This is a genomic window from Acetobacter sp. DmW_043, assembly GCF_002153485.1.
Taxonomy (GTDB): domain Bacteria; phylum Pseudomonadota; class Alphaproteobacteria; order Acetobacterales; family Acetobacteraceae; genus Acetobacter; species Acetobacter thailandicus.
On record NZ_JOMN01000015.1, the window covers coordinates 181,731 to 201,436 of the forward strand.

The 19,706-nt window shown below is 52.9% G+C and carries 20 protein-coding genes; 9 read left to right on the forward strand and 11 right to left on the reverse strand.

The features are described 5' to 3' along the window. Positions 1-11 precede the first annotated feature (11 nt). Positions 12-1,157 carry a hypothetical protein gene (locus HK11_RS06190; RefSeq protein WP_086554460.1) on the forward strand — a complete coding sequence of 382 codons (1,146 nt, stop codon included), beginning with the start codon at positions 12-14 and terminating at the stop codon, positions 1,155-1,157. On the opposite strand, the gene HK11_RS06195 is transcribed toward HK11_RS06190, so the two are convergent. From HK11_RS06195 to HK11_RS06205, 3 genes are all read right to left on the reverse strand, one after another. Further along, positions 1,134-1,754: a Smr/MutS family protein gene (locus HK11_RS06195; RefSeq protein ID WP_369822925.1), complete on the reverse strand. Its 621-nt coding sequence runs from the start codon at positions 1,752-1,754 to the stop codon at positions 1,134-1,136. The two genes, HK11_RS06190 and HK11_RS06195, sit on opposite strands and share 24 nt — an antisense overlap. A gap of 63 nt (positions 1,755-1,817) precedes the next feature. Then, positions 1,818-3,239, reverse strand: a complete 1,422-nt coding sequence (locus HK11_RS06200) for a cytochrome-c peroxidase (RefSeq protein WP_086554461.1) — start codon at positions 3,237-3,239, stop codon at positions 1,818-1,820. Between the two features lie 240 nt (positions 3,240-3,479). After that, positions 3,480-4,160, reverse strand: a complete 681-nt coding sequence (locus tag HK11_RS06205; RefSeq protein ID WP_086554462.1) for a Tim44/TimA family putative adaptor protein — start codon at positions 4,158-4,160, stop codon at positions 3,480-3,482. A 158-nt stretch (positions 4,161-4,318) separates the two neighbouring features. On the opposite strand from HK11_RS06205, the gene HK11_RS06210 reads away from it, so the two are divergent. Both HK11_RS06210 and secB read left to right on the forward strand, forming a co-directional pair. Further along, on the forward strand, positions 4,319-4,834 hold the full coding sequence (locus tag HK11_RS06210; protein WP_086554463.1) for a histidine phosphatase family protein: 516 nt from the start codon (positions 4,319-4,321) through the stop codon (positions 4,832-4,834). A gap of 214 nt (positions 4,835-5,048) precedes the next feature. After that, the gene (secB, locus tag HK11_RS06215; RefSeq protein WP_086554464.1) at positions 5,049-5,546 is read left to right on the forward strand and encodes a protein-export chaperone SecB; all 498 of its coding nucleotides are present in this window, start codon (positions 5,049-5,051) and stop codon (positions 5,544-5,546) included. A 62-nt stretch (positions 5,547-5,608) separates the two neighbouring features. On the opposite strand, the gene HK11_RS06220 is transcribed toward secB, so the two are convergent. Next, positions 5,609-6,328, reverse strand: a complete 720-nt coding sequence (locus HK11_RS06220; protein WP_233133344.1) for a uroporphyrinogen-III synthase — start codon at positions 6,326-6,328, stop codon at positions 5,609-5,611. After that, a complete protein-coding gene (hemC, locus tag HK11_RS06225) occupies positions 6,325-7,395 on the reverse strand; it encodes a hydroxymethylbilane synthase (protein ID WP_086554465.1) in 1,071 nt (356 codons plus the stop codon). Before hemC ends, HK11_RS06220 begins: the two co-directional genes overlap by 4 nt. Before the next feature lie 45 nt (positions 7,396-7,440). Here hemC and HK11_RS12325 point away from each other — a divergent pair, with 45 nt between their 5' ends. The 4 genes from HK11_RS12325 to HK11_RS06240 all read left to right on the forward strand — a co-directional run bounded on the left by HK11_RS12325 (position 7,441) and on the right by HK11_RS06240 (position 10,034). Beyond that, positions 7,441-7,608: a hypothetical protein gene (locus HK11_RS12325; protein WP_158092788.1), complete on the forward strand. Its 168-nt coding sequence runs from the start codon at positions 7,441-7,443 to the stop codon at positions 7,606-7,608. A 66-nt stretch (positions 7,609-7,674) separates the two neighbouring features. Further along, entirely contained in the window at positions 7,675-8,775 is a 1,101-nt protein-coding gene (gene tsaD, locus HK11_RS06230; RefSeq protein WP_086554466.1) for a tRNA (adenosine(37)-N6)-threonylcarbamoyltransferase complex transferase subunit TsaD, read from the forward strand. Positions 8,776-8,844: 69 nt separating this feature from the next. After that, entirely contained in the window at positions 8,845-9,111 is a 267-nt protein-coding gene (locus HK11_RS06235) for a hypothetical protein (RefSeq protein ID WP_143216354.1), read from the forward strand. A gap of 101 nt (positions 9,112-9,212) precedes the next feature. Further along, on the forward strand, positions 9,213-10,034 hold the full coding sequence (locus HK11_RS06240) for a 23S rRNA (adenine(2030)-N(6))-methyltransferase RlmJ (protein ID WP_086554468.1): 822 nt from the start codon (positions 9,213-9,215) through the stop codon (positions 10,032-10,034). 9 nt (positions 10,035-10,043) lie between these two features. Here the strand turns inward: HK11_RS06240 and HK11_RS06245 are convergent, their stop codons facing one another. Genes HK11_RS06245 through HK11_RS06255 form a run of 3 tightly spaced genes read right to left on the reverse strand, consistent with a single transcriptional unit; the run spans position 10,044 to position 14,539 of the window. Further along, on the reverse strand, positions 10,044-10,772 hold the full coding sequence (locus HK11_RS06245) for a MarC family protein (RefSeq protein ID WP_086554469.1): 729 nt from the start codon (positions 10,770-10,772) through the stop codon (positions 10,044-10,046). A gap of 45 nt (positions 10,773-10,817) precedes the next feature. Continuing rightward, on the reverse strand, positions 10,818-12,893 hold the full coding sequence (locus HK11_RS06250) for a lysylphosphatidylglycerol synthase domain-containing protein (RefSeq protein WP_086554470.1): 2,076 nt from the start codon (positions 12,891-12,893) through the stop codon (positions 10,818-10,820). Between the two features lie 17 nt (positions 12,894-12,910). Continuing rightward, the gene (locus HK11_RS06255) at positions 12,911-14,539 is read right to left on the reverse strand and encodes a lysine--tRNA ligase (protein ID WP_086554471.1); all 1,629 of its coding nucleotides are present in this window, start codon (positions 14,537-14,539) and stop codon (positions 12,911-12,913) included. A 166-nt stretch (positions 14,540-14,705) separates the two neighbouring features. On the opposite strand from HK11_RS06255, the gene HK11_RS06260 reads away from it, so the two are divergent. Beyond that, positions 14,706-15,458 (forward strand): molybdopterin-binding protein, encoded by a 753-nt coding sequence (locus HK11_RS06260; RefSeq protein WP_086554472.1) that lies wholly within the window; start codon positions 14,706-14,708, stop codon positions 15,456-15,458. Positions 15,459-15,489: 31 nt separating this feature from the next. Here the strand turns inward: HK11_RS06260 and HK11_RS06265 are convergent, their stop codons facing one another. The 3 genes from HK11_RS06265 to HK11_RS06275 form a co-directional block, all read right to left on the reverse strand. Continuing rightward, positions 15,490-16,449: an acetyl-CoA carboxylase carboxyltransferase subunit alpha gene (locus tag HK11_RS06265; protein ID WP_086554473.1), complete on the reverse strand. Its 960-nt coding sequence runs from the start codon at positions 16,447-16,449 to the stop codon at positions 15,490-15,492. An 81-nt stretch (positions 16,450-16,530) separates the two neighbouring features. After that, positions 16,531-17,460 carry a tyrosine recombinase gene (locus HK11_RS06270; protein ID WP_086554474.1) on the reverse strand — a complete coding sequence of 310 codons (930 nt, stop codon included), beginning with the start codon at positions 17,458-17,460 and terminating at the stop codon, positions 16,531-16,533. Next, positions 17,460-17,711 (reverse strand): hypothetical protein, encoded by a 252-nt coding sequence (locus HK11_RS06275; protein WP_086554518.1) that lies wholly within the window; start codon positions 17,709-17,711, stop codon positions 17,460-17,462. The genes HK11_RS06270 and HK11_RS06275 overlap by 1 nt, the downstream gene beginning before the upstream one ends. 68 nt (positions 17,712-17,779) lie before the next feature. Between HK11_RS06275 and aroB the strand changes: the two genes are divergently transcribed. Beyond that, positions 17,780-19,510 carry a 3-dehydroquinate synthase gene (gene aroB, locus HK11_RS06280; RefSeq protein ID WP_086554519.1) on the forward strand — a complete coding sequence of 577 codons (1,731 nt, stop codon included), beginning with the start codon at positions 17,780-17,782 and terminating at the stop codon, positions 19,508-19,510. Positions 19,511-19,706 lie beyond the last annotated feature (196 nt).

A 19,706-nucleotide genomic window follows, 5' to 3' on the forward strand; every position in this document is an offset into this window, starting at 1 on the left:
GAATTGCCCTCGTGCCGTGTAACACTACGCAGCATAATGCACCCCGGACTTTTTCACGCCGACGTTTGCTGAAAAATACCTCGGCCGGTCTCTGTGCTGCATCTGTTAACGCTCTGCTGCCGGAGAAAAGACACACAGCCTATGCTGCAACCACCGGAGCACAATGCCTCGTTGTCGCAGGCATGGCAGATAGCATATGCGGGCAATGGGCTGATCTTCTTGCACCCTCCCTGGCTGAGAGACTACGCTTACCTGCTTTCAAACTCAAAAACACTCTGGGATGGGACGGCATTACCGCAGCCAACCTGTTTGAAGTTCAGCAGATGCAGATACAACCTCCTGCCGGGCTGGTTGTGCCGGGTACGGTTATTCTTGCTGAGCTTGGTGGCGACTCGCGGGTTCACTATGATTATCAGCGCTGGATTCCGACCTTTCTGAGCTACCAGCCAACCGTTACTGTTGGTCGTATCTCTCTGCACCGCTCTTTCTCTGCCATACTGAAAGAGCACCCTTTGCGTGTTGCAGTTTCAGGATATACCGGCAGAGAACTCCCCTCCCTTCTGGCACTTGAGCTACTTAAGCTGCATCCTTTACCCCTGACAGGGTTTGGCACACCAGAATCAGCTATTGAAGCTCTGCTGTCAGGCGCAGTTGATATCATTCAGTTACCCGTTGATTCTGCTTATGCTGAACGTATCGCCAGCCTGAAAGAAAAAGGCTTCAGGCCTCTTTTTACAAATTGTCTTTATAAAAATAATCTGCCTGACACCGAGCTGCCGCCTGTTTTCGGCAGCATCTGCATGCAGGAACGCCCGCGCGCCTTTACCAGCCCGCTTTATAAAGTCTGGAGCACAGCAACAACAGCAAGTACATTATGCGCCGGTTTAATGATGCCCTTTCTGTCTGCACCGGAAACAGTCGCACACTGGCGACAGGCCTGTCAGGAACTGGCGGCCTTACCTGACATCAGAAATCACGCCAGAGCAGAAAATGAAGTTATTAAAACAGGTGCTGACTGTATGGCACTTTATGCTGCGACAAAAGCAGACACTTTAACAACCATAACTCTGCGACGCTGGCTGGCACTCAATATACCACGCTGGCGCGATGCTCAGGCGAGTAACAAACCTGCACTAAACACGACGACGACGCAGTAATATTTTTACGGCTCCCCGGTTTGCTGCATGGGGGTACACCACACCAAGCATACGGGCCCGCAGCTCAGGGCGGTCAAGCCAGAATGGCAGCTCACGCCGCAGGATGCCGCCTTCTCCACCTGAACCAAGCCCGGTAATAATTTCTACACAGCGCAGGCCCTGGCGATAAGAAACATCCATAAACTCAAGCAGACGATGATAAGCCTCCTGCGCAACCAGACCGTGCAGATCAAGGCGACGCTGAACGCGTGTCTTACCCTGCTCAAAGTTGCGCCAGCTCTGATCATCTATACCAGGACTCCGACGCCCGATTTTATCAGCCGGGTGTATCTGCCGCTGCACCTGTGCCGAGGCAGGAGAAACAGGCGCAAAAAAAGCCGGGAAAGTATGGTCGCGTGAAAGTACCTCAGATGGAAAATAAGGTGCCCCGGCGTGGCTTTTACCCTGGCGGGCGGATTTCTTTTCAGGCTCTGAAATCTGCGTGGCAGTACAGTCCTTAACAGCATCATCAGCAGCGTTACGCAAAGGCACAACGTCGCTCATCACGCGGCCCCATAACACTTTTTCTTCTTCAGCTAACTGCCGCCACCTCGCCACAACCTGTTCTCTCCCTTACCTGCTCCCGCACTGACGCGACTGTGCGGGAGACCTCATGCTTTATCAGTTATGGCCCATCCCGGCCAGTGACTTGCCCTGATAACGCCCTGTCAGCGTTTTGAGAAAGGCAACGATATCAGCCACATCCTGATCTGAGATGTGAGTATCTGGTGTCTGATAGCGTGCCATCTGACGAACAGCTTCCTCAAGGGTCTTCACACTGCCATCATGGAAATATGGCGCTGTCTGATCAATGTTCCTCAGTGTTGGCACGACGAAACGCGACCGGTCCTCTTCCTTATGCGTTACAGTATAACGCCCCAGATCAGCATCAGTCATCGGGCCGCCTCGATCTTTAAAGTAATCCCCTTCAAGACCCATAATCTCATAGGCACCACCACCAAGTGCAACTCCGTTATGACAGCCGGAACAGCCAACAGACTTAAACTTAGCATACCCACGCCGGGCCTGCTCGCTAATGGCTGACTCATTGCCCTTAAGGTAAGCATCAAAAGGACTATCGGGGGTCAGTAATGTTTTTTCAAATTCAGCAATTGCCCCTGTTATCGTATTCTCATCGACTTCTGCATCAGGGCCATAAGCTTCATGGAACAGATCCATGTAATGTGGGTCAGCCATTACCTTTGCGGCAACTTCTTTCCAGTCATGCGAACCCATCTCAAGCGGATTCATAACCGGACCGGCGGCCTGTGCCGCGAGGTCTGGCGCACGGCCGTTCCAGAACTGCGCAATTTTGAAATAGGCATTATACACCGTTGGCACATTGATTGGCCCCTTCTGCCCTCCAATGCCGGTTGCTGTAACCAGATGGTCAACCCCGCCATGGTTAAGATCATGGCAGCTTGCACAGCTGATTGTGCCATCACCTGAAAGCTTTTTATCAAAAAAGAGCTGCTGACCCAAAGCAACCTTTGCCTGATCTGTCAGCACTGCAGCCGGAATTGGGCGCACAGGCTGCCCTTCAAATTTACTGACAGCACCTGTGTCAGAATAATATTTACGCCGTGTATCTTCGATCCAGCGCAGAATTGACTGACGCTCAACATCAGAAAGATGGGCATGCCAGTGCATCAGAAGGTAGAGCGTTGGAGGCATACGATTTTGCGTAATAACTTCTTCAATACGCGACAGCTGCTCCTCTGTCGGAGGCTTGCCCTGCTGCATAGCGGCAAGAACCGGCTCTATGCGGAAATGGCGCAGCCCCTCTCTGAGGTCTTTACTCATCAGCTGCTTTGCCACCGGCAGATGAAAATAAAATGGCAGATTGCGATTTGTTGCATGACAATAGTCACAGCGCGCCTCAGCCAGAGCATTAAACGCAGCCTGCGCAACGAGATCTTTCGATGAAGGAGAAGAAGCCGAAAGCTTTGGGGCCGTCTCACGATCAAAATGTGTGAGATATGCGACCGTACCGCCATAAGCCAGCACGCCAACACCCACCAAAACTGCAATAGCTCTACGCAAAACCTGAACTCCTGAAAAATACTACATTCTGTCTGACGTATTTGCGTTCACCGCATGAAAACCGTCAAACAGATTATTTTTGAAATTTTCATTGATAAAAACGATCATACAAAACGATCAGATAATGACCATTAATGTTCTGAACTTTTAAACATTATACTATTTTTTACGCATAAACCACAATAAAAACCACAGGCACAGCCATAAGCACCTGTGGTTCATTTAAAGTGTTATTAAATATCAGGCGCTACGTGCTGCAGCCAGACGCCACGTGCTGCCAGGAGAGCCAAGCAAACGCTCAAAAGTCCAGAGGTCAGAAAACTCTGTTACGGCATCTGTGCCAGCAACAGGCAAAGCGTCCGCTCCTGTGATCATACTAACCTGATCAGAAATGATCCTTACATCTATCGAAGCCAGCGTCCCGCCGTCCTGGTTATTCAGACGCACATCCTCAATACCCATAGAGAAAATCGCTTTAATCAGGGTTGTCTGCTTCTCCGAAGCGGCGTCACGCGCTGTAATAGCCTTATCAAAAGACGCATAGGCCCCCGGGGTCAGACGCAACTGTAAAACATCCCGGTTACCTGTAGCATAAGCCTCAACAACCTGCGCAAACACAGCCTGTGCCCCGGTCAAAAACTGCTGAGGGGTGAACTCGCTATCATACTGACGCACATTACCAAGCAACTGGCCGACCCGCGTATTATCTGCCGGAATCTGATAAGCCACACGCGGCACAACAGGCTCAGGCGCAGGCCCGGCTGGTGTATTTTTTACATCGGTCCGTAAAGCAGGTGGTACAGGCGCAGGCTGTATCCCCGTGCGTCGCCCCAGAACACTGCGCAGACGCAACACCAGAAATACCGCTACAAGAGCAAAAAATATGAGATCGACCGGCAAACGATCGAAAGAAAAATTCATTTTTTACACGCCCGTTTCTGTGCACTTACAAACCTGATTAATACAGCAAGCATAACCAGGGCGATCAATTGACACAATCTTAAAGCATACATCAGCTATACGCTTTTCTCCGACAAGCCCCTTGCAGAGCAGCATCTTATGTTTCTAATCTGACAGCCATGATTGTTTTGCGACATTGTGAAAGCGAATTCAACCGGCTTTACAGCCTAACAGGCCGTGACCCCGGAACGCCCGACCCCTCTCTTTCCACTCAGGGCAAAGAGCATGCCCTTAAACTTGTCAGTGAGCTGCAGGGATCTGTCACGCGTATTCTGGTCTCACCCTTTACCCGCACATTACAAACCGCAGCACCTCTGGCACAGGCTCTGAACATAACGCCCGAGATTATGCCTCTGCTACGCGAACGCAACCTTTACTCATGCGACGCAGGCTCACCAGCCTCGACGCTTTCAAAAGCCTGGCCAGGTCTTGATTTCAGTCACCTCGATGAAAAATGGTGGTCTGGCCACCCTGAGAGTGACCACCAGCTGCAGGACCGGGTGCGCCAGTTCAAAGCGTTTATGCGCACACAACCCGATACATCACAGACACTGGTTGTATCACACTGGTGGTTTTTACTGGCACTTAGTGGTGACAGCCTTGAAAATGGCGACTGGCAGCATCAGTCTCTGTAAAACAGCCGTTTTCTCAGCTACATTGAAAGGGCTCATGCGGTATATACAGGAAACGAGGCCTGAAGGCTTTTTCTTTGCTCCTCCCTCTTGCAGATGCAGACGGAGCATGTCCTCATAAGCACATAGCCTGAACCGGCTCCGCTTAAGGAGTGGGAGCGGGTGTTCATTGTGGTCTTAATTTTTATTATAAACTACCAAGAAAGTTGCTTTTTTTATGTCCGACTCTCAACAGGTAACACCTCCTGCACTACCTCTGGCAATTAACCTGCAATACACAAAAGACCTCTCTTTCGAGGTCCCTGCAGGTGCAGAAATTTTTGCAACCCTGAGATCTCAGCCCAACATTTCAGTGAATATTGACGTTCAGGCTAACCGCCTGCAGAACGACCAGGCGATTTACGAAGTTATTCTGACAATTAAAGCTGATGCAAAAGAAGCTCCTGAAGGTGCTAATGCTCCTGCCGGGCGCACAGTCTTCATTGTAGATCTGACATATGCCGCCGTTGTAACCCTGACCGATGCACCTGATGACCTGGTAGAACCTATTCTGCTGGTTGAAGTGCCTCGTCTGATCTTCCCGTATGCACGCAACATCATCAGTGATGTAACACGTGATGGTGGCTTCCCGCCTATCGTACTGCAGCCAATCGACTTCGTTGCTCTGTGGCAGAGCAAACGCGCAGAATTCCCACAGACCGCAGGCAACGCCTGAGTCGTGGTATGAATGCCACCTCCGGAACTACGTGTTCCGGAGGTTATTCTGACACTGAGCTTTTACTTATGCTCAAGTAATGACAAAACAGACTGTGCATCAGGCCGCAAAGCGACCCTGACATGCTGCCAGCCGGCAGCCAGAAGCACCTCTGCCGTTTTTTCAGAAATAACCAGAGCCGTTGTTTTTCTTGCCTGCATCAATGCCGCACCGGGAGACAGAGCACGGATCCATCCTCTGGCACTCTCAGCTGAAAAAAACAGAATATTGCTGATCCCCTCTTTTATAAGAGCCAGCTGAACCGCTTCATCTATATTTTCTGCAGGCAGGGCCGCGTATGTCACGTGCCTGACCACATCAAAACCCTCCGCCTGCAGGCGTGCAAGCAATGCATTTCCATGCCCGTCACCGGCCAGTAACAGCAAAGTTCCGGCAGACGGAGCGACCTGTTTTTTTAGCAAAGCCACGAGAGATTCAGCATTACCCTGTGCGCTGCAAACACGATGAAAGCCCGCAGCCTGCGCGCGCTGTGCTGTACGGTCACCAACGGCATATACCGGCAGCCATCTGTCAGCTGTTATCGCTTGTGCCCCGCAAACAGCCTGACCGCTGGTAAGAATAATACCTGCCGGATTAGCAACGGAAGACAATACCGTTTCGTACTGAATAACATGCAGCGCGGGTGAGGCATAAGCGCGCCAGCCGGCCTGCTCAACAGCCCGCATCGTTTCAGACAGACCGGGCTCAGGCCGGGTAACGATAACCCCGCCTGCTTTTATCATTCTTCAAAAATAGAAGCGGGACTATCGGCACGCAGGCTTTTACCAAGCTCCCGCCCCAGACGCTCTGCATCTGCCGGTGCCCCGCTGATATCACGCTTAAGCAGGAAGGTTCCGTCCTCACTGGCGACAAGACCTGTCAGATGCAGCTGAGGCTCCTCACCGGCGACAAGAGGAATCAACTGTGCATATCCACCAATAGGGGTGCGACAGGAACCATCAAGCTCAGCCAGCAAAGCACGCTCTGCGGTGGAGACTGCACGGGCTTCATAGTCTTCAATCGCAGCCAGCAGCTCGCGCAGCTCAACATTATCCTCACGCACCGTTACACCAACAATGCCCTGCCCGGCGGCTGGCACCATAACTGTGGGGTCAAACACTATGTCAGCGCGTTCAGCCATTCCCAGGCGGCGCAGGCCAGCGAGCGCCAGCAGGGTCGCATCACACTGGCGGCCGGCTAACTTATCGATACGAGTCTGTACGTTGCCACGCAGCAAACCAAATTTAAGATCAGGCCTGGCATGAAGCATCTGCGCCTGACGACGCACTGAAGCACACCCCACGAGTGCGCCATGTGGCAAAGCAGAATAAGGATCCTCCGGGTCAGCCTGACGTAACTCAGGACCAAGGATCAGAGCGTCACGGGCATCTTCACGTTTAAGAGTACAGGCCAGCACCAGACCGGGCGGCAGGTCCGTTTCGAGATCTTTAAGGCTGTGAACAGCAAAATCGATACGACCGTCGGACAGAGCTTCGTGAATTTCTTTAGAAAATAATCCCTTACCGCCAATTTCTGCCAGGCGGCGGTTTTGAACCTGGTCACCGGTGGTGTTGATCTGGTGCTCCTGAAATGCGTTCATATCACGCAAAACCGGGCAAAACCGGGTCAGCATCGTAAGGAAAGCCCTCGTCTGCACCAGCGCCAGCGGCGAACCACGTGTACCGACCCGCAAAGGCAGCTGGCTGCGCGAAGCATGTCCGGTTGTCTTTTTCTGGCGGGCAGCTGCTTCTGCTGCAATTTTCTGCAGAGCGGGCGAAAGGGCTGGTGAGGAGGGTGAGGCTGAATCCATGAGTCCTGTCTATTACCAGAAAGAATGAAAAGACAAGCAGCCATAATGCCCGGCAGGATTGAAAAATTTGTAACCCAGCCAGCCAGCCGCACCGCCACACATCATCTGACCCACGACATGCCCCGGCGTTTGCCTTATACAGGCCACGCCCGCACAATACGAGAGAGCAGAAGGCAGATAATGACAGCTGACAGCTTTTTTTCTGTCGTATAGAAAGCCTGCTATGAACATCTGGCATAACGGGGCACAGATCCGCCCTCACACTAAAGGCGCAGAATAATGTCGATACAGCACACCGGCATTGCTGGCCCGGTTCTGGCCATAGAATCCTCCTGCGATGAAACCGCCTGCGCCATTCTGGCTCCTGACGGTACCTGCCTTGCGCAACGTCTTATCTCGCAGGATGGCCATGCAGATTTTGGCGGAGTTGTGCCTGAAATTGCTGCCCGCGCGCATCTGGCACTCCTTCCCGGCCTTGTCAGCCAGACGCTGAAAGACGCTGCCATGGCCCCTGAGGATATCGGCTTTATTGCAGCCAGCACCGGCCCGGGCCTTATTGGCGGGCTGATTGTTGGTACGGGCTTTGCCAAAGGTCTGGCACTTGCCCTGAATAAGCCCTTCGTTGCAGTGAACCATGTTGAAGCCCATGCCCTGACGGCACGCCTGCCCGGGCTGGTACCTGGTGGTGCGCCATTCCCCTACCTGTTGCTCCTCGTCTCGGGCGGACACTGCCAGTGCATTGCCGTTGAGGGTGTGGGGCAGTACCGCAAACTGGGCGGCACCATTGACGATGCAGCAGGTGAGGCCTTTGACAAAGTCGCTAAAATGCTTGGCCTGAGCTGGCCCGGCGGCCCTGCACTTGAAAAACTGGCACGTGATGGCAACCCTGACGCTATCGCTCTGCCACGCCCGCTTGCCGGACGTGCGGGATGTGACTTTTCTTTTTCCGGCCTGAAAACTGCCGTGTCACAAAAACTTGCCCCTTATGGGCAGACAGCTCTGCCCTACCGGTTCGCGGCTGATCTCGCGGCATCTTTTCAGCAGGCTGTGGCTGATGTGGTAGCCAACCGCATACAGCAGGCCTTTGATATGATGCCCGAGGCCACATTGCTGGTGTGTGCCGGTGGTGTAGCTGCCAACACTGTGCTGCGCGCACGCCTTGAAGACGTTGCTGCCAGCCGCGGACTGCGTTTTGCAGCTCCCCCGCTCAAACTCTGCACCGATAATGCCGTTATGGTCGGCTGGGCGGCGCTTGAAACCTGCCAGGAGGCCGCACGCCGTGGCCTGCCCCACCCTGACGACAGCACAACGCGCCCCCGCCCCCGCTGGCCACTGGAGGAAATGACACAGCGGTTTGAAACTGAAACGCAGGCGGAATAGACCTGGATGTCAGATCTCGTTTTTCATTGCGCAAACTCTGACCTGAACAGCATAGCAACGGCTCTTCAGATGGCCAAAATCCATCTGATTGATGACACCAGACATGGGTTGCCCTGGAAAGAGATTTTTCAGGGGGTAGTGACGCTCTGCGTTGGACTTTTCGCCGGCTGGATTGCCTGGCAGCAAAAAGAAATTGCCAAAGAGAACAAAGAAATCACAAAACAAAAATTAAAATTAGAAATTTTTTTACAAAAAAGAATCGATATCATACAGTTATACAAACTCATGTGGGAGAGCCTTCGCGAGAACGAATTTAAAGATCTCAGCGACTGGTAAACATCTCCCCTGCCTCGCGGCAGCACTCGCAACATGATGAAAAACCTGCCCCGCACATAATCTCTGTTTTCAATTCTCAGCAGCTCGATTATGCACAGAGCATGAACTACAGACATGCCTATCACGCCGGAAACTTTGCTGACTGCATGAAGCACGCGCTTCTGGTCTCTTTGCTTAGCCATTTTTTGCGCAAGCCCGCTCCTTTAATGGTGCTCGACACTCACGCCGGTCTTGGCCGTTATGACCTGCTCAGCACCGAAGCCGAAAAAACCCAGGAGTGGCACAGCGGCATAGGCCTGCTGGCTGACGAGCCGCATGACAGCCCGCTTACCCCCTGGCTGGAGCAGGTTAAAAAAACCCGCAACCCGCATGTCTACCCAGGTTCACCGCTGCTCATTTCTTATCTGCTTCGCGAGCAGGACAGGCTGATCTGCTGTGAAAAGCACCCTGATGATAAGCGCAAGCTTTATGGTGTTTTTGCCCGCAACCCCGCGGTAGCTGTGCATGAGCGCGACGGATACGAGGCCCTGCGTGCCCTGCTGCCCCCCAAAGATATTAAGCGCGGACTTGTACTGATTGACCCGCCGTTTGAAGAGCTGAATGAGTTTGCCCGTCTGGCCCAGGCTGTCAGCACCATTCAGGCACGTTTTCCCGCTGCTATTATTGCCATCTGGTATCCCATTAAGCACCGTACACCAGTGCGTAACTTTATGACCGGTCTGCAGGATGCCGGCGTGCGTGATATTCTGACCGCAGAACTGCTGATGAAGCCCGCCACTGACCCTGATCAGCTTAACGGCTCAGGGCTTATGGTCATTAAACCACCCTATGGCTTTGCTGAGCAGGCAAGCCAGCAGCTGGCCCGCCTGAAAACCGTATTTCATGCTTTTAGTGCTGAGGTTGTGCAGTCAGTCGCGCAATAAAGCGCGACCTCACTGAACGGCTTTAAGGTGCAGCCATATATCTGTGACAAAGCCCTGCACACCGGCTTCGAGAATCTGCACGCCAATACACAACAAAACAAGGGCTGCCATCCGGCTGACAATACGGGTGCCGGTTGTGCCCAGCATGCCCACAAATTTGTCAGCACCGGCATAAACCGCCCAGACAATCAGCACCACACAGGTCGCTGCAAGACTCAGGGCAATCTCATAGGGCAAAAAAGGCTCATCCGGCGGGCAGCCTGACCCGAGGGCAATGGCAACAGCAATTGTACCCGGCCCGACGGTAAAGGGCATTGCCAGCGGAAAAAACGCGGTATCTGCCCAGTTGGGGGCCATAACGGTTTTACCGTCCTGCAGTGCCTGCTGCTCTTTTTTAGCCTCCATCACCTCGGGCCGCTGCAGCAAAAACCAGGCACGTACGGCAACAACCAGACCACCTGCCACACGCAGTGCATTGACTGTTACGCCAAAGAACACCAGCACTTTGCCGCCAAACCAGATCGAGACCATCACGATAATAAAAGAGTAAAAAGCGACCAGCCGGCTGAGTGCCCTGATTTCACCTGGTGAGCGACCAGCTGTTGCCTGTGCAAAGATTAAGGACGCCCCAAAGGGGTTCACAATTGAGAACAAGGCCGGAAAAGCCAGAAGAAAAGCTGATATCGCCGTGGACACACTATTCCCGTGCAAAAACGACGCCACAAACGGTAATGACATCTGCAATACTCACGATCAACTACAAAACCACTCTGTCACAGTGCGCTATGAAGCCGATAAAGGCACTAACGACTCCTGCTCTCTGTATGCTGCAACAAAGCGTGAGGCGAGCACAATATCCTCTGCCGGGTAGCAAAAATGAAAACGATCATTCTCAAGGGGCCATACGCTCAGGCCGATGTCATCATAAACCCTGAGAAATGATTTTTCCACTTTCCAGAAAACCGGCTTCAGACCGCGCTGAACAGCCAGATCGCGAAAACGCCAGATCGCTGACACACTGTCACTCTCAGGGCCGGCCGGGTCACCAATCGCAACCAGAAATTTACCACGACGAAAGAAAGGAATAACCGCCTCTTTTGTCTCACCGGTCACATAACCCTGTGGAGTGATCTTCGAACTGACTATATTCGTAAGAGCGTGTGGTAATGTCAGGTAACGTGCCTGTGCTTCAGCACTCCAGCGTGTCACGGCTATGCGACCAGGCCACATCAGGCTGCCGGTTACAACCAGCCCAAGAAAAACAGCCAGTGCTATGCCACCACGTGTCGTATCAGAAAAAGAAAGCTCAAAAACAATCTGCCACCAGCTTCCGGCAGCATGATGACTGACCAGAATAAACATGCAGCCACACAGCAGTACCATGCACAACAGTGTCGAAGGTGCCAGCGGCTCACTCATCAGCCGTGCACGCCGGTAGTAACATGAACGAAATGGTGCGATCAGAAATGCAGAGAACCCCAGCATGACAGGCACAATAAACGTGTCACCACGCATAAAGGTCATAACAGCAGAAAACAGTAATGCCCCGAGAGTCAGACGCCAGGCGAGCGTAACCCGCTGTGACAGCCCGACCGCAAGCCCTATAAAACCAACCCCCATCAGCGAAAGAACATAAGCACTGATTTTATTCAGCCAGAGCAGCAGGTGCCCTTCAGCAACGGGATATTTTGCAACCGGATCAAGCAATGTCAGGCAAATAAGCATAATGCCGCAGATCGAGACCGTGCCGGTCGAAACAGCGACAGAAAAATCAGCTTCACTTTCACGCACAAGCTGGCTGGGCCTGATGCGGCGTGGCTGCAATGGCTGGGAAGCCTGCCGTAATCTGCGCCGCTTTTTTGCCTCAAGCGCATCATCACTGCGCATAAAAACTTCATGCGCGGCAAACATTCCACCAGCCAGAAAAAGAGGAATAATATAATAATACAGACGAAAAATAAGAATAACGCCCATAATCTGAGGCGTAGACATATAAGGCCCGAGAGCGAGCAGCATCGCCCCGTCAAAAACACCCAGCCCACCTGGAACACTGGCAATAAGCCCTGCGCTGTATGATGCAATATAGACTGCAAGAAATGTAGGGTAATCAATCGCCACGCCTGCTGGCAGCAAGACATACGCAATAGCCGCAGTTGCCGCTACGTCAGCCGCAGCAACCACAGTCTGCATAACCCCCATGGCAGGAGAAGGCAGGTCAACCTGCCATTTGCCTATTTTGATCTGCCTGAGCCTGAAAGCAAGGCCAATATACGCTACAACCAGCGCCCAGAGTGCAATACCAGCAAAAGTCAGCAGAAAGCCCGGCACATGCTTACCGGCAAGGGGAATAACCTGAGGCTCCCATACCAGGACACCGCCGATAAGAACCGATGCCCCCAGCAGATAAGTAACTGAACAAAATGCTATAATCTGTGCGATGGAGAAGGAATCCACCCCCCAGTTACGGTACAGGCGGTACCGGACAGCTGCACCGGAAACAGCTGAAAATCCCAGATTGTGAGACAAAACATAAGAACAAAAAGCCGCAAAGGCCGTACGTTTATACGACACTTTCTTATAACCAACCTGAACAACGGCAAGCCGGTCGTAAAAAGAAAGTATAAAATAAGAAAGAAACGTACACCCCACTCCCAGAAACAGTTTTTTCTGAGAAATGGATGTCATGGCCTGTTTAATGTCAGAAAATCTAAGATCTCTGACCTCATGCTGAACGACCACTATCGCTGCAACCATCAGAAGCAGGCCAAGAGCGTGAGGCAAATGCCTTAACCAGCGCCGCTTCTGACACGCCGCTGGCTTGTTCTGCCCCTGCAAATCTGACAGATTTTTACTGTCCATTGAAAATAATGCCTGATTTATTCCTGAGGCTCTCGTAACAGGGCCGTTTCAATCAGTGCTACGGTTTCACTCACACCATACAGAGCAACAAAACCACCAAAACGTGGTCCCTCTTTTTGCCCGAGCAGCACTTCATACAAACAACTGAACCAGCTTCTCAGCGGGTCAAACTCATGGCGTTTACCAATCTCAAATACGAGATTTTGCAACACCGAAGCATCGGTGCTCTCACCTTCATAGCCCCGCAGAGATACTGCCAGATCAACCAGAGCGGCACGCTCTTTATCTGTCGGCACACGAAAAACTTTAGAAGGTCTCACGAAGTCAATATAATATGCGACCGCATGTCGGACAAGACCAGCCAGCATAGGGTGTGTCTCAGGCGAGACATCTGCATCGTAACGGCGGATAAACCCCCACAACACTTCAGGCGTTTCTGCATTAGCAACCGAAGCAAGGTTAAGCAGCATGCTAAAGAATACAGGTGAGCCTGACTGAGCCTCGACCTTCCCTTTACCAAAGAACCATGCCGGGTTCCCACGCAAGTCCCCCTCCGGAGCGTCAGAGGCCTGCAACGCCAGGGCCTTATCAACATGCGTCAGGTAATCATCTGCAGCTTTAGGGATGACATCAAAATACAACCGCTTTGCACGCTGCGGCTGATTAAACATGAACTGCTCAAGGCTTTGCTGAGGGGCATATCGCAACCACTCCTCAACCGAGAGACCATTGCCCTTCGACTTGGATATTTTTTGCCCCTGCTCATCAAGGAAAAGCTCATACGTCAGACCAGCCGGCGGCTCCCCTCCCAGAATACGGCAGATTTTACCTGAGAGACGCACACTATCAATCAGGTCCTTACCTGACATTTCATAGTCGACACCCAGAGCATACCAGCGCATAGCCCAGTCAGCTTTCCACTGCATTTTAGCGTGGCCACCGGTCACCGGCGTTTCGAAAACTTCACCTGTTGCCGGGTCAGTCCAGCGCACTGTGCCTTCAGCCGGGTTTACTGCATCCATCTTAACCTGCATCACCTCACCTGTGCGTGGATGCAGGGGCAGAACAGGAGAATAGGTTGCACGTCGGTCTGCACCAAGTGTTGGCGCGATAACCCCGACAATCTCCTCATGCACTTCAAGAACACGCCTCAGTGCGGCGTCAAAACGGCCACCTGTATAATAGAGCGTTGAGGAAGCGAATTCGTAATCAAAACCAAACTGGTCAAGGAAATTGCAAAGACGGGCGTTATTATGCGCGGCAAACGATTCGTGGGTTCCAAACGGATCAGGCACACGCGAGAGTGGCTGACCAATAAACTTTGCCAGCATATCGCGCTGCGGCACGTTATCGGGCACTTTACGCAGAGCATCCATGTCGTCAGAAAAAGCCAGAAGCTGCGCAGGCTGCCCCGTCAGCTCAGTATAAGCCTGACGCACCCACGATGTGCGGGCGACCTCTCCAAATGTGCCAATATGCGGCAGGCCTGACGGGCCATAACCGGTCTCGAGCAACGCAGGCCGTGCAGCCTTGCCGTCACCTTTGACACGACCCTGACGTGCCTGAACATGATCGGCTAATTTACGGGCCTCTTCAAAAGGCCACGCACGCGGAAGAGGGGGTTGGGGTGTATTTGGATCTGACATTTTGCGGAAGCTATGAACTGTGCAGACTTAGGTCAATAAAAAACAATAACGTCACGCACTTTACTGCTATTTTTTTACAGCTCTTGACCATAAACAGCACACGCTACATCCTGCTGCGGCACTATTAAGCGTATTGTCACATTACTTGTGTCAAAAGAGGTAACCCATGACCCGCACAGCCGCTCTGATTCTGATCGGTAATGAAATTCTCTCTGGCCGCACACGCGATGACAACATCCAGTTTCTGGCAACCGGCCTCGGCGAGCTGGGCATTCCTCTGCGTGAAATCCGGGTTATCCCTGATGTACAGGCAACAATTGTCACGACAGTCACCGAAATGCGTGCGCGCTATGATGAAGTGTTCACCACGGGTGGCATCGGACCAACCCATGACGATATTACGGCTGCCTGTGTTGCTGAAGCATTTGGTGTGCCGTGGGAGTTTCATCAGCCAACATTTGAGCTGCTCAGCAAACAGTTTGGAGAGAACTTCAACGCCGCCCGCCAGCGCATGGCCAAATTTCCACGTGGCGCGACCCCTATTCCTAACTCAGTCTCAGGCGCCCCTGGTTTTACAATAGGGAATGTGCATGTCATGGCCGGTGTACCCCGTATTATGCGGGCGATGTTCACTGCTCTGGCGCCGACACTGCAGCGTGGCCTGCCTGTCATGTCACGAACCTGGCATACCACAACATTATTTGAGGGCTCTCTGGCTGAAGAGCTTGAGCATATTCAGACCACTTACCCGCACCTTGATATCGGCTCATACCCTTTTCACCGTCAGGATGGCCGACGCGGTGTTGCTCTCGTTGCCAAAGGCCAGGATGAAGCCGCCGTTATTAAAGCAGCAGAAGCAATTTATGAGCTGATTATTAAAAAGGGCGGGTCTCCTGTTGAAGGAGAAGCCCCGCCCTGATCGGTTTTTTAATTTTGTAGCCTGTGAGAAATTACTTAGACGGCACTTCACGGCCCATCGCGAGGAATTTCTCACGCCGCAGCTCTTTAAGGCGCGATGACGACAGCTTCTGCAAAGGCTGTAACTCTTCTGCAATTGCCTGGCGCACTGTATTAAATACGGCCTGCGAGTCGCGCTGCGCTCCGCCAACCGGCTCCGGAATGATACGATCAACCAGCTTAAGGCGCAGCAGATCCTGCGCTGTAAGGCGCAGTGTTTCAGCTGCAACGCTCGCCTGCTTAGGGTCACGCCACAAAATTGAAGCACAGGCCTCTGGTGAAATAACAGAGTAGATCGCGTGCTCAAGCATAAGCACCCTGTCACCGGCACCTAAAGCAACAGCACCACCTGAGCCACCTTCACCAATCACTGTTGCGATCAGAGGCACAGGGGCTTCAAGGCATACATCAATTGAGCGTGCAATAGCTTCAGCCTGCCCGCGCTCTTCCGCATCAATACCAGGCCATGCACCTGCAGTATCAATAAATGTAAGAACTGGCAGCTTAAACTGACCTGCCAGTTTCACCAGACGCTGTGCCTTACGATATCCTTCGGGGCGGGCCATACCAAAATTACAGGCCAGGCGGCTGTCAAGATCAGAGCCACGCTCAGTGCCGATCACCACAACAGGGGTGCCATTGAAACGACCGATGCCACCAATAACGGCACTGTCGTCAGCATAGAGCCTGTCACCCGCCAGAGGTGTAAATTCAGTCAGCAGAGCGGCCACATAATCTTTGACATGCGGGCGCTGCGGATGTCGCGCAACCTGCACTTTCTGCCACGGTGTCAGCCTGGCATAGATAGCTCGCAGGTGCTTCTCTGCCTTCTCCTGAAGACGAGCAGTTTCCTCTGCGATATTTACCCCATTGGGGTCACTCATCTGCCGCAGTTCATCGATCTTGTTACCAAGTTCGGCGACGGGCTTTTCGAAATCAAGATACTGATGCATGCGATGCGCATAGCATATCCGCGTATAAAACAAAATTAATTCATGAGCTCACAGAGACAAAATACACACAGAGAAAATGCCCTAATTTCCTTTTCTGCCGCCGCCTTCGGCTAAAGGATGGCAACTCTCTACGACGCGCCGCAAATGCTCTGTTTGTACATGCGTATATATTTGAGTCGTGGAAATATCCGCATGCCCCAGCAGCATCTGCAAAGCCCGCAGATCAGCCCCCCTGGCAAGCAGGTGCGTAGCAAAAGAATGCCTCAGCACATGAGGGGAAAGACATGTCGGATCAAGCCCGGCTCTGACACCCGCCTCGTGCAGAATTTTATCAAAAGCCTGACGGGTCAGAGCACGCTTTGGGTCGCGCCCGGGAAACAGCCACGGGCTTTCAAGCCAGGCATCACAGGCATACAGCTCTTTGACCGCCTGCCAGGCCGTGACTGAAACCGGAACCAGACGCTCACGCCCTCCTTTACCGCGAATCAGCAACATAGGCCGTTCGCCCCTCAGCGCCTCTCTGGGTAAAGACAACAGTTCAGAAATTCGCAACCCGGAACTATAAAGTAGCTCCAGAGCCGCACGCGCAACGAGCATACGGCGCTTCTGCGCTACCGTATTATCACTCTCCTGCACATGACAGGCCTCTATAAGCGCCTCGACCTCTGCCTCAGAGAGAAAGTGAGGCAGTGCCAGCTCAGGGCGTGGCGAATCAAGAGTCGCAGCAGGATTATCCTTCCTTATCCCCTCACGCAGCAGGAAGAGATAAAACTGCCTGATGCATGACAGCCGCCGCGCAATCGTACGACGCGCCTGCCCATCTGCACCAAGGTCAGCCAGCCAGGCAGCCAGCTCGTCTGTTTTTGCATCAACAGGCAATATTCCACGCATGGCCAGGAAATCAGAGCACGACTCGAGATCTGCGGCATAGGCAGCAAGTGTACGCGCTGAAGCCGCACGCTCTGCTACCAGCATTTCAAGAAACAGTTCTGCCTCGTGCCCTTTGATCATCACTGTGCCGGAGCGGCCTGAACAGCTGGTGCGGCAGGCGCCACCGGAGCCGCCAGAGGCACAGGCGGAGGAGGTGCCGGCGGCATAGCCTCAGCTGGCATGACAGCCATTGGAGCAGGAGCAGCCTGAACAGCAACGGTGCCGTGTACTGCCTGCTGTGCAGGCGGGTGAACAGAGCCACCCAGAGCGAAAATACCACCGGCAAGAGCCAGGCAGATGACAGCAATACCAATCAGTAGCTTACGATTCATTTTTCTTTTTCCCGACATAAGCAGAGAACATAGATGTGTTCCTGCAGCTCTATGGTAAGCTGAGCATCATGTCATCACGTATCTTATCATCACATCAGACGGCAGACCCGCCTCCGCTTCCACTTAACCTGGAAAAAATTACTCACCAGCATAATGCAGGCGCCCCTCCTTCGCGACGCAGCATCGTTCTGGTGGGGCTTATGGGAGCCGGGAAAACCACTATAGGCCGCAGGCTTGCTGACCGCCTGCGCCTTCCCTTTATTGATGCTGACGTTGAAATAGAACGCGCAGCAGGCTGCTCTATCGCTGAAGTTTTTCGCCTCTACGGTGAGGCTGCCTTCCGTGACGGAGAGCGCCGTGTCATTCGTCGCCTGCTCGAAGGCCCGCCTATGGTGCTGGCAACTGGTGGTGGTGCCTATATGGATGCCCAGACACGCGCCCTTGTACGCGAGCGCTCTGTTTCTGTCTGGCTGCGCTGCTCACTGCCGGTTCTTCTCAGTCGGGTTATCGGCCGGACACACCGCCCGCTCCTGAACACGGAGAGCCCTCATATTGTGCTGTCACGCCTTATGGACGCACGTCACCCGATTTATGCCGAAGCTGATATTATCGTCGATTGCGGAGAATATAACGTGGATCACAGTACAACCAGAGTGATCGAGGCTCTGGCTCATTCACGCCGGCCAGTCAGCCTGCCCGTCGCTTTATCACACACCTCATATGACATTCTGATCGGCACAGACCTGCTTAAACGTGCCGGCGCTCTCCTCGCCCCGCTGCTACCGCAGAAAAAAGCAGTTATTATCACGGACAGTAATGTCGAAACTCTTTATCTGGAAAGACTCCAGAACTCTCTGAGTGAAACCGGCATCACCTTTCGCACACATGTGGTCATGCCCGGAGAAGCGTCGAAAAGTTTTAAAACATTTGAAAGCATTATCGATTCCATCCTTGAGGATGGCATTGAGCGTAAAACCGCCATCATTGCCCTGGGCGGCGGGGTTGTAGGTGATCTGGCCGGCTTTATCGCCGCATCGACTCTGAGGGGGCTGCCATTTGTACAGATTCCGACAACGCTGCTTTCACAGGTCGACTCCTCAGTTGGTGGTAAAACCGGCATTAACACCCGGTGGGGTAAAAATCTGGTCGGAGCTTTTTGTCAGCCTCTGACCGTACTGGCTGACGTTTCAACCCTTCAGACTCTGCCACTAAGAGAACTGAAAGCCGGATATGCCGAAATCGTCAAAGCAGGGCTTATTGGCAGCCGCCGGCTGTTCAGATGGTGCGAGCTGAACGGAAAAGCTGTTCTTGAAGGCAACACAGAAGCACAGACCGAAGCTGTGCGGCAGGCCTGTGCCTTTAAAACTGAGGTCGTGGCAGCTGACGAACGTGAACAGCAGGCCAGCAACGGGCGGGCTCTGCTCAACCTTGGCCACACTTTTGGTCACGCACTCGAAGCTGAAATGGGATATGACGGACGCCTGCTTCACGGTGAAGCCGTCTCTGTTGGCATGCAGCTTGCGTGCGCACTCTCTGTCAGACTGGGCCTCTGCCCCGCTGCTGACTATGAGCGGCTGACAGCACATTTGCATGCTCTTGAGATGCCGGCACACGTTCGTGATCTGCCATACAGCTTCAGCGCCCGGACACTCATCACTCATATGCAGCGCGACAAAAAAATGCAGGACGGCAAACTTTCTTTTGTTCTGTTACGCGGAATCGGAGAAGCCTTCACCAGTCGCGATATTGACGACCATCTTGTGCATGAGGTCCTGACCGAAGACGGCTGCACATCTTAAAAAAAGATTTTTTAAACCTTTCAGATTTATTATGGCAGACCTCGTCAGGCCTGCCATAATCCTGCCGTGTTTAACGGCGAGATAACTGCACAGACTGCCTGATATGAAGCCTGCGACTTGAAATCACTGCCTTATTCTTCAAACAGTTGCATCAATAATTGTTTGTGAGAGCGAAACAAACTGTTGCACCCAGGAC

Bases quoted from the DNA above. Each gene is read 5' to 3' on its own strand.
- secB (WP_086554464.1), top strand. From the start codon at position 5,049: ATGTCCGACTCTCAACAGGTAACACCTCCTGCACTACCTCTGGCAATT.
- HK11_RS06275 (WP_086554518.1), bottom strand. From the start codon at position 17,711: ATGAATCGTAAGCTACTGATTGGTATTGCTGTCATCTGCCTGGCTCTT.
- HK11_RS06265 (WP_086554473.1), bottom strand. From the start codon at position 16,449: ATGCATCAGTATCTTGATTTCGAAAAGCCCGTCGCCGAACTTGGTAAC.
- aroB (WP_086554519.1), top strand. From the start codon at position 17,780: ATGTCATCACGTATCTTATCATCACATCAGACGGCAGACCCGCCTCCG.
- HK11_RS06235 (WP_143216354.1), top strand. From the start codon at position 8,845: ATGGCCAAAATCCATCTGATTGATGACACCAGACATGGGTTGCCCTGG.
- HK11_RS06260 (WP_086554472.1), top strand. From the start codon at position 14,706: ATGACCCGCACAGCCGCTCTGATTCTGATCGGTAATGAAATTCTCTCT.
- HK11_RS06210 (WP_086554463.1), top strand. From the start codon at position 4,319: ATGATTGTTTTGCGACATTGTGAAAGCGAATTCAACCGGCTTTACAGC.
- HK11_RS06255 (WP_086554471.1), bottom strand. From the start codon at position 14,539: ATGTCAGATCCAAATACACCCCAACCCCCTCTTCCGCGTGCGTGGCCT.
- HK11_RS06240 (WP_086554468.1), top strand. From the start codon at position 9,213: ATGAACTACAGACATGCCTATCACGCCGGAAACTTTGCTGACTGCATG.
- HK11_RS12325 (WP_158092788.1), top strand. From the start codon at position 7,441: ATGCCCGGCAGGATTGAAAAATTTGTAACCCAGCCAGCCAGCCGCACC.
- HK11_RS06245 (WP_086554469.1), bottom strand. From the start codon at position 10,772: ATGTCATTACCGTTTGTGGCGTCGTTTTTGCACGGGAATAGTGTGTCC.
- hemC (WP_086554465.1), bottom strand. From the start codon at position 7,395: ATGGATTCAGCCTCACCCTCCTCACCAGCCCTTTCGCCCGCTCTGCAG.
- HK11_RS06250 (WP_086554470.1), bottom strand. From the start codon at position 12,893: ATGGACAGTAAAAATCTGTCAGATTTGCAGGGGCAGAACAAGCCAGCG.
- HK11_RS06220 (WP_233133344.1), bottom strand. From the start codon at position 6,328: ATGATAAAAGCAGGCGGGGTTATCGTTACCCGGCCTGAGCCCGGTCTG.
- tsaD (WP_086554466.1), top strand. From the start codon at position 7,675: ATGTCGATACAGCACACCGGCATTGCTGGCCCGGTTCTGGCCATAGAA.
- HK11_RS06205 (WP_086554462.1), bottom strand. From the start codon at position 4,160: ATGAATTTTTCTTTCGATCGTTTGCCGGTCGATCTCATATTTTTTGCT.
- HK11_RS06270 (WP_086554474.1), bottom strand. From the start codon at position 17,460: ATGATCAAAGGGCACGAGGCAGAACTGTTTCTTGAAATGCTGGTAGCA.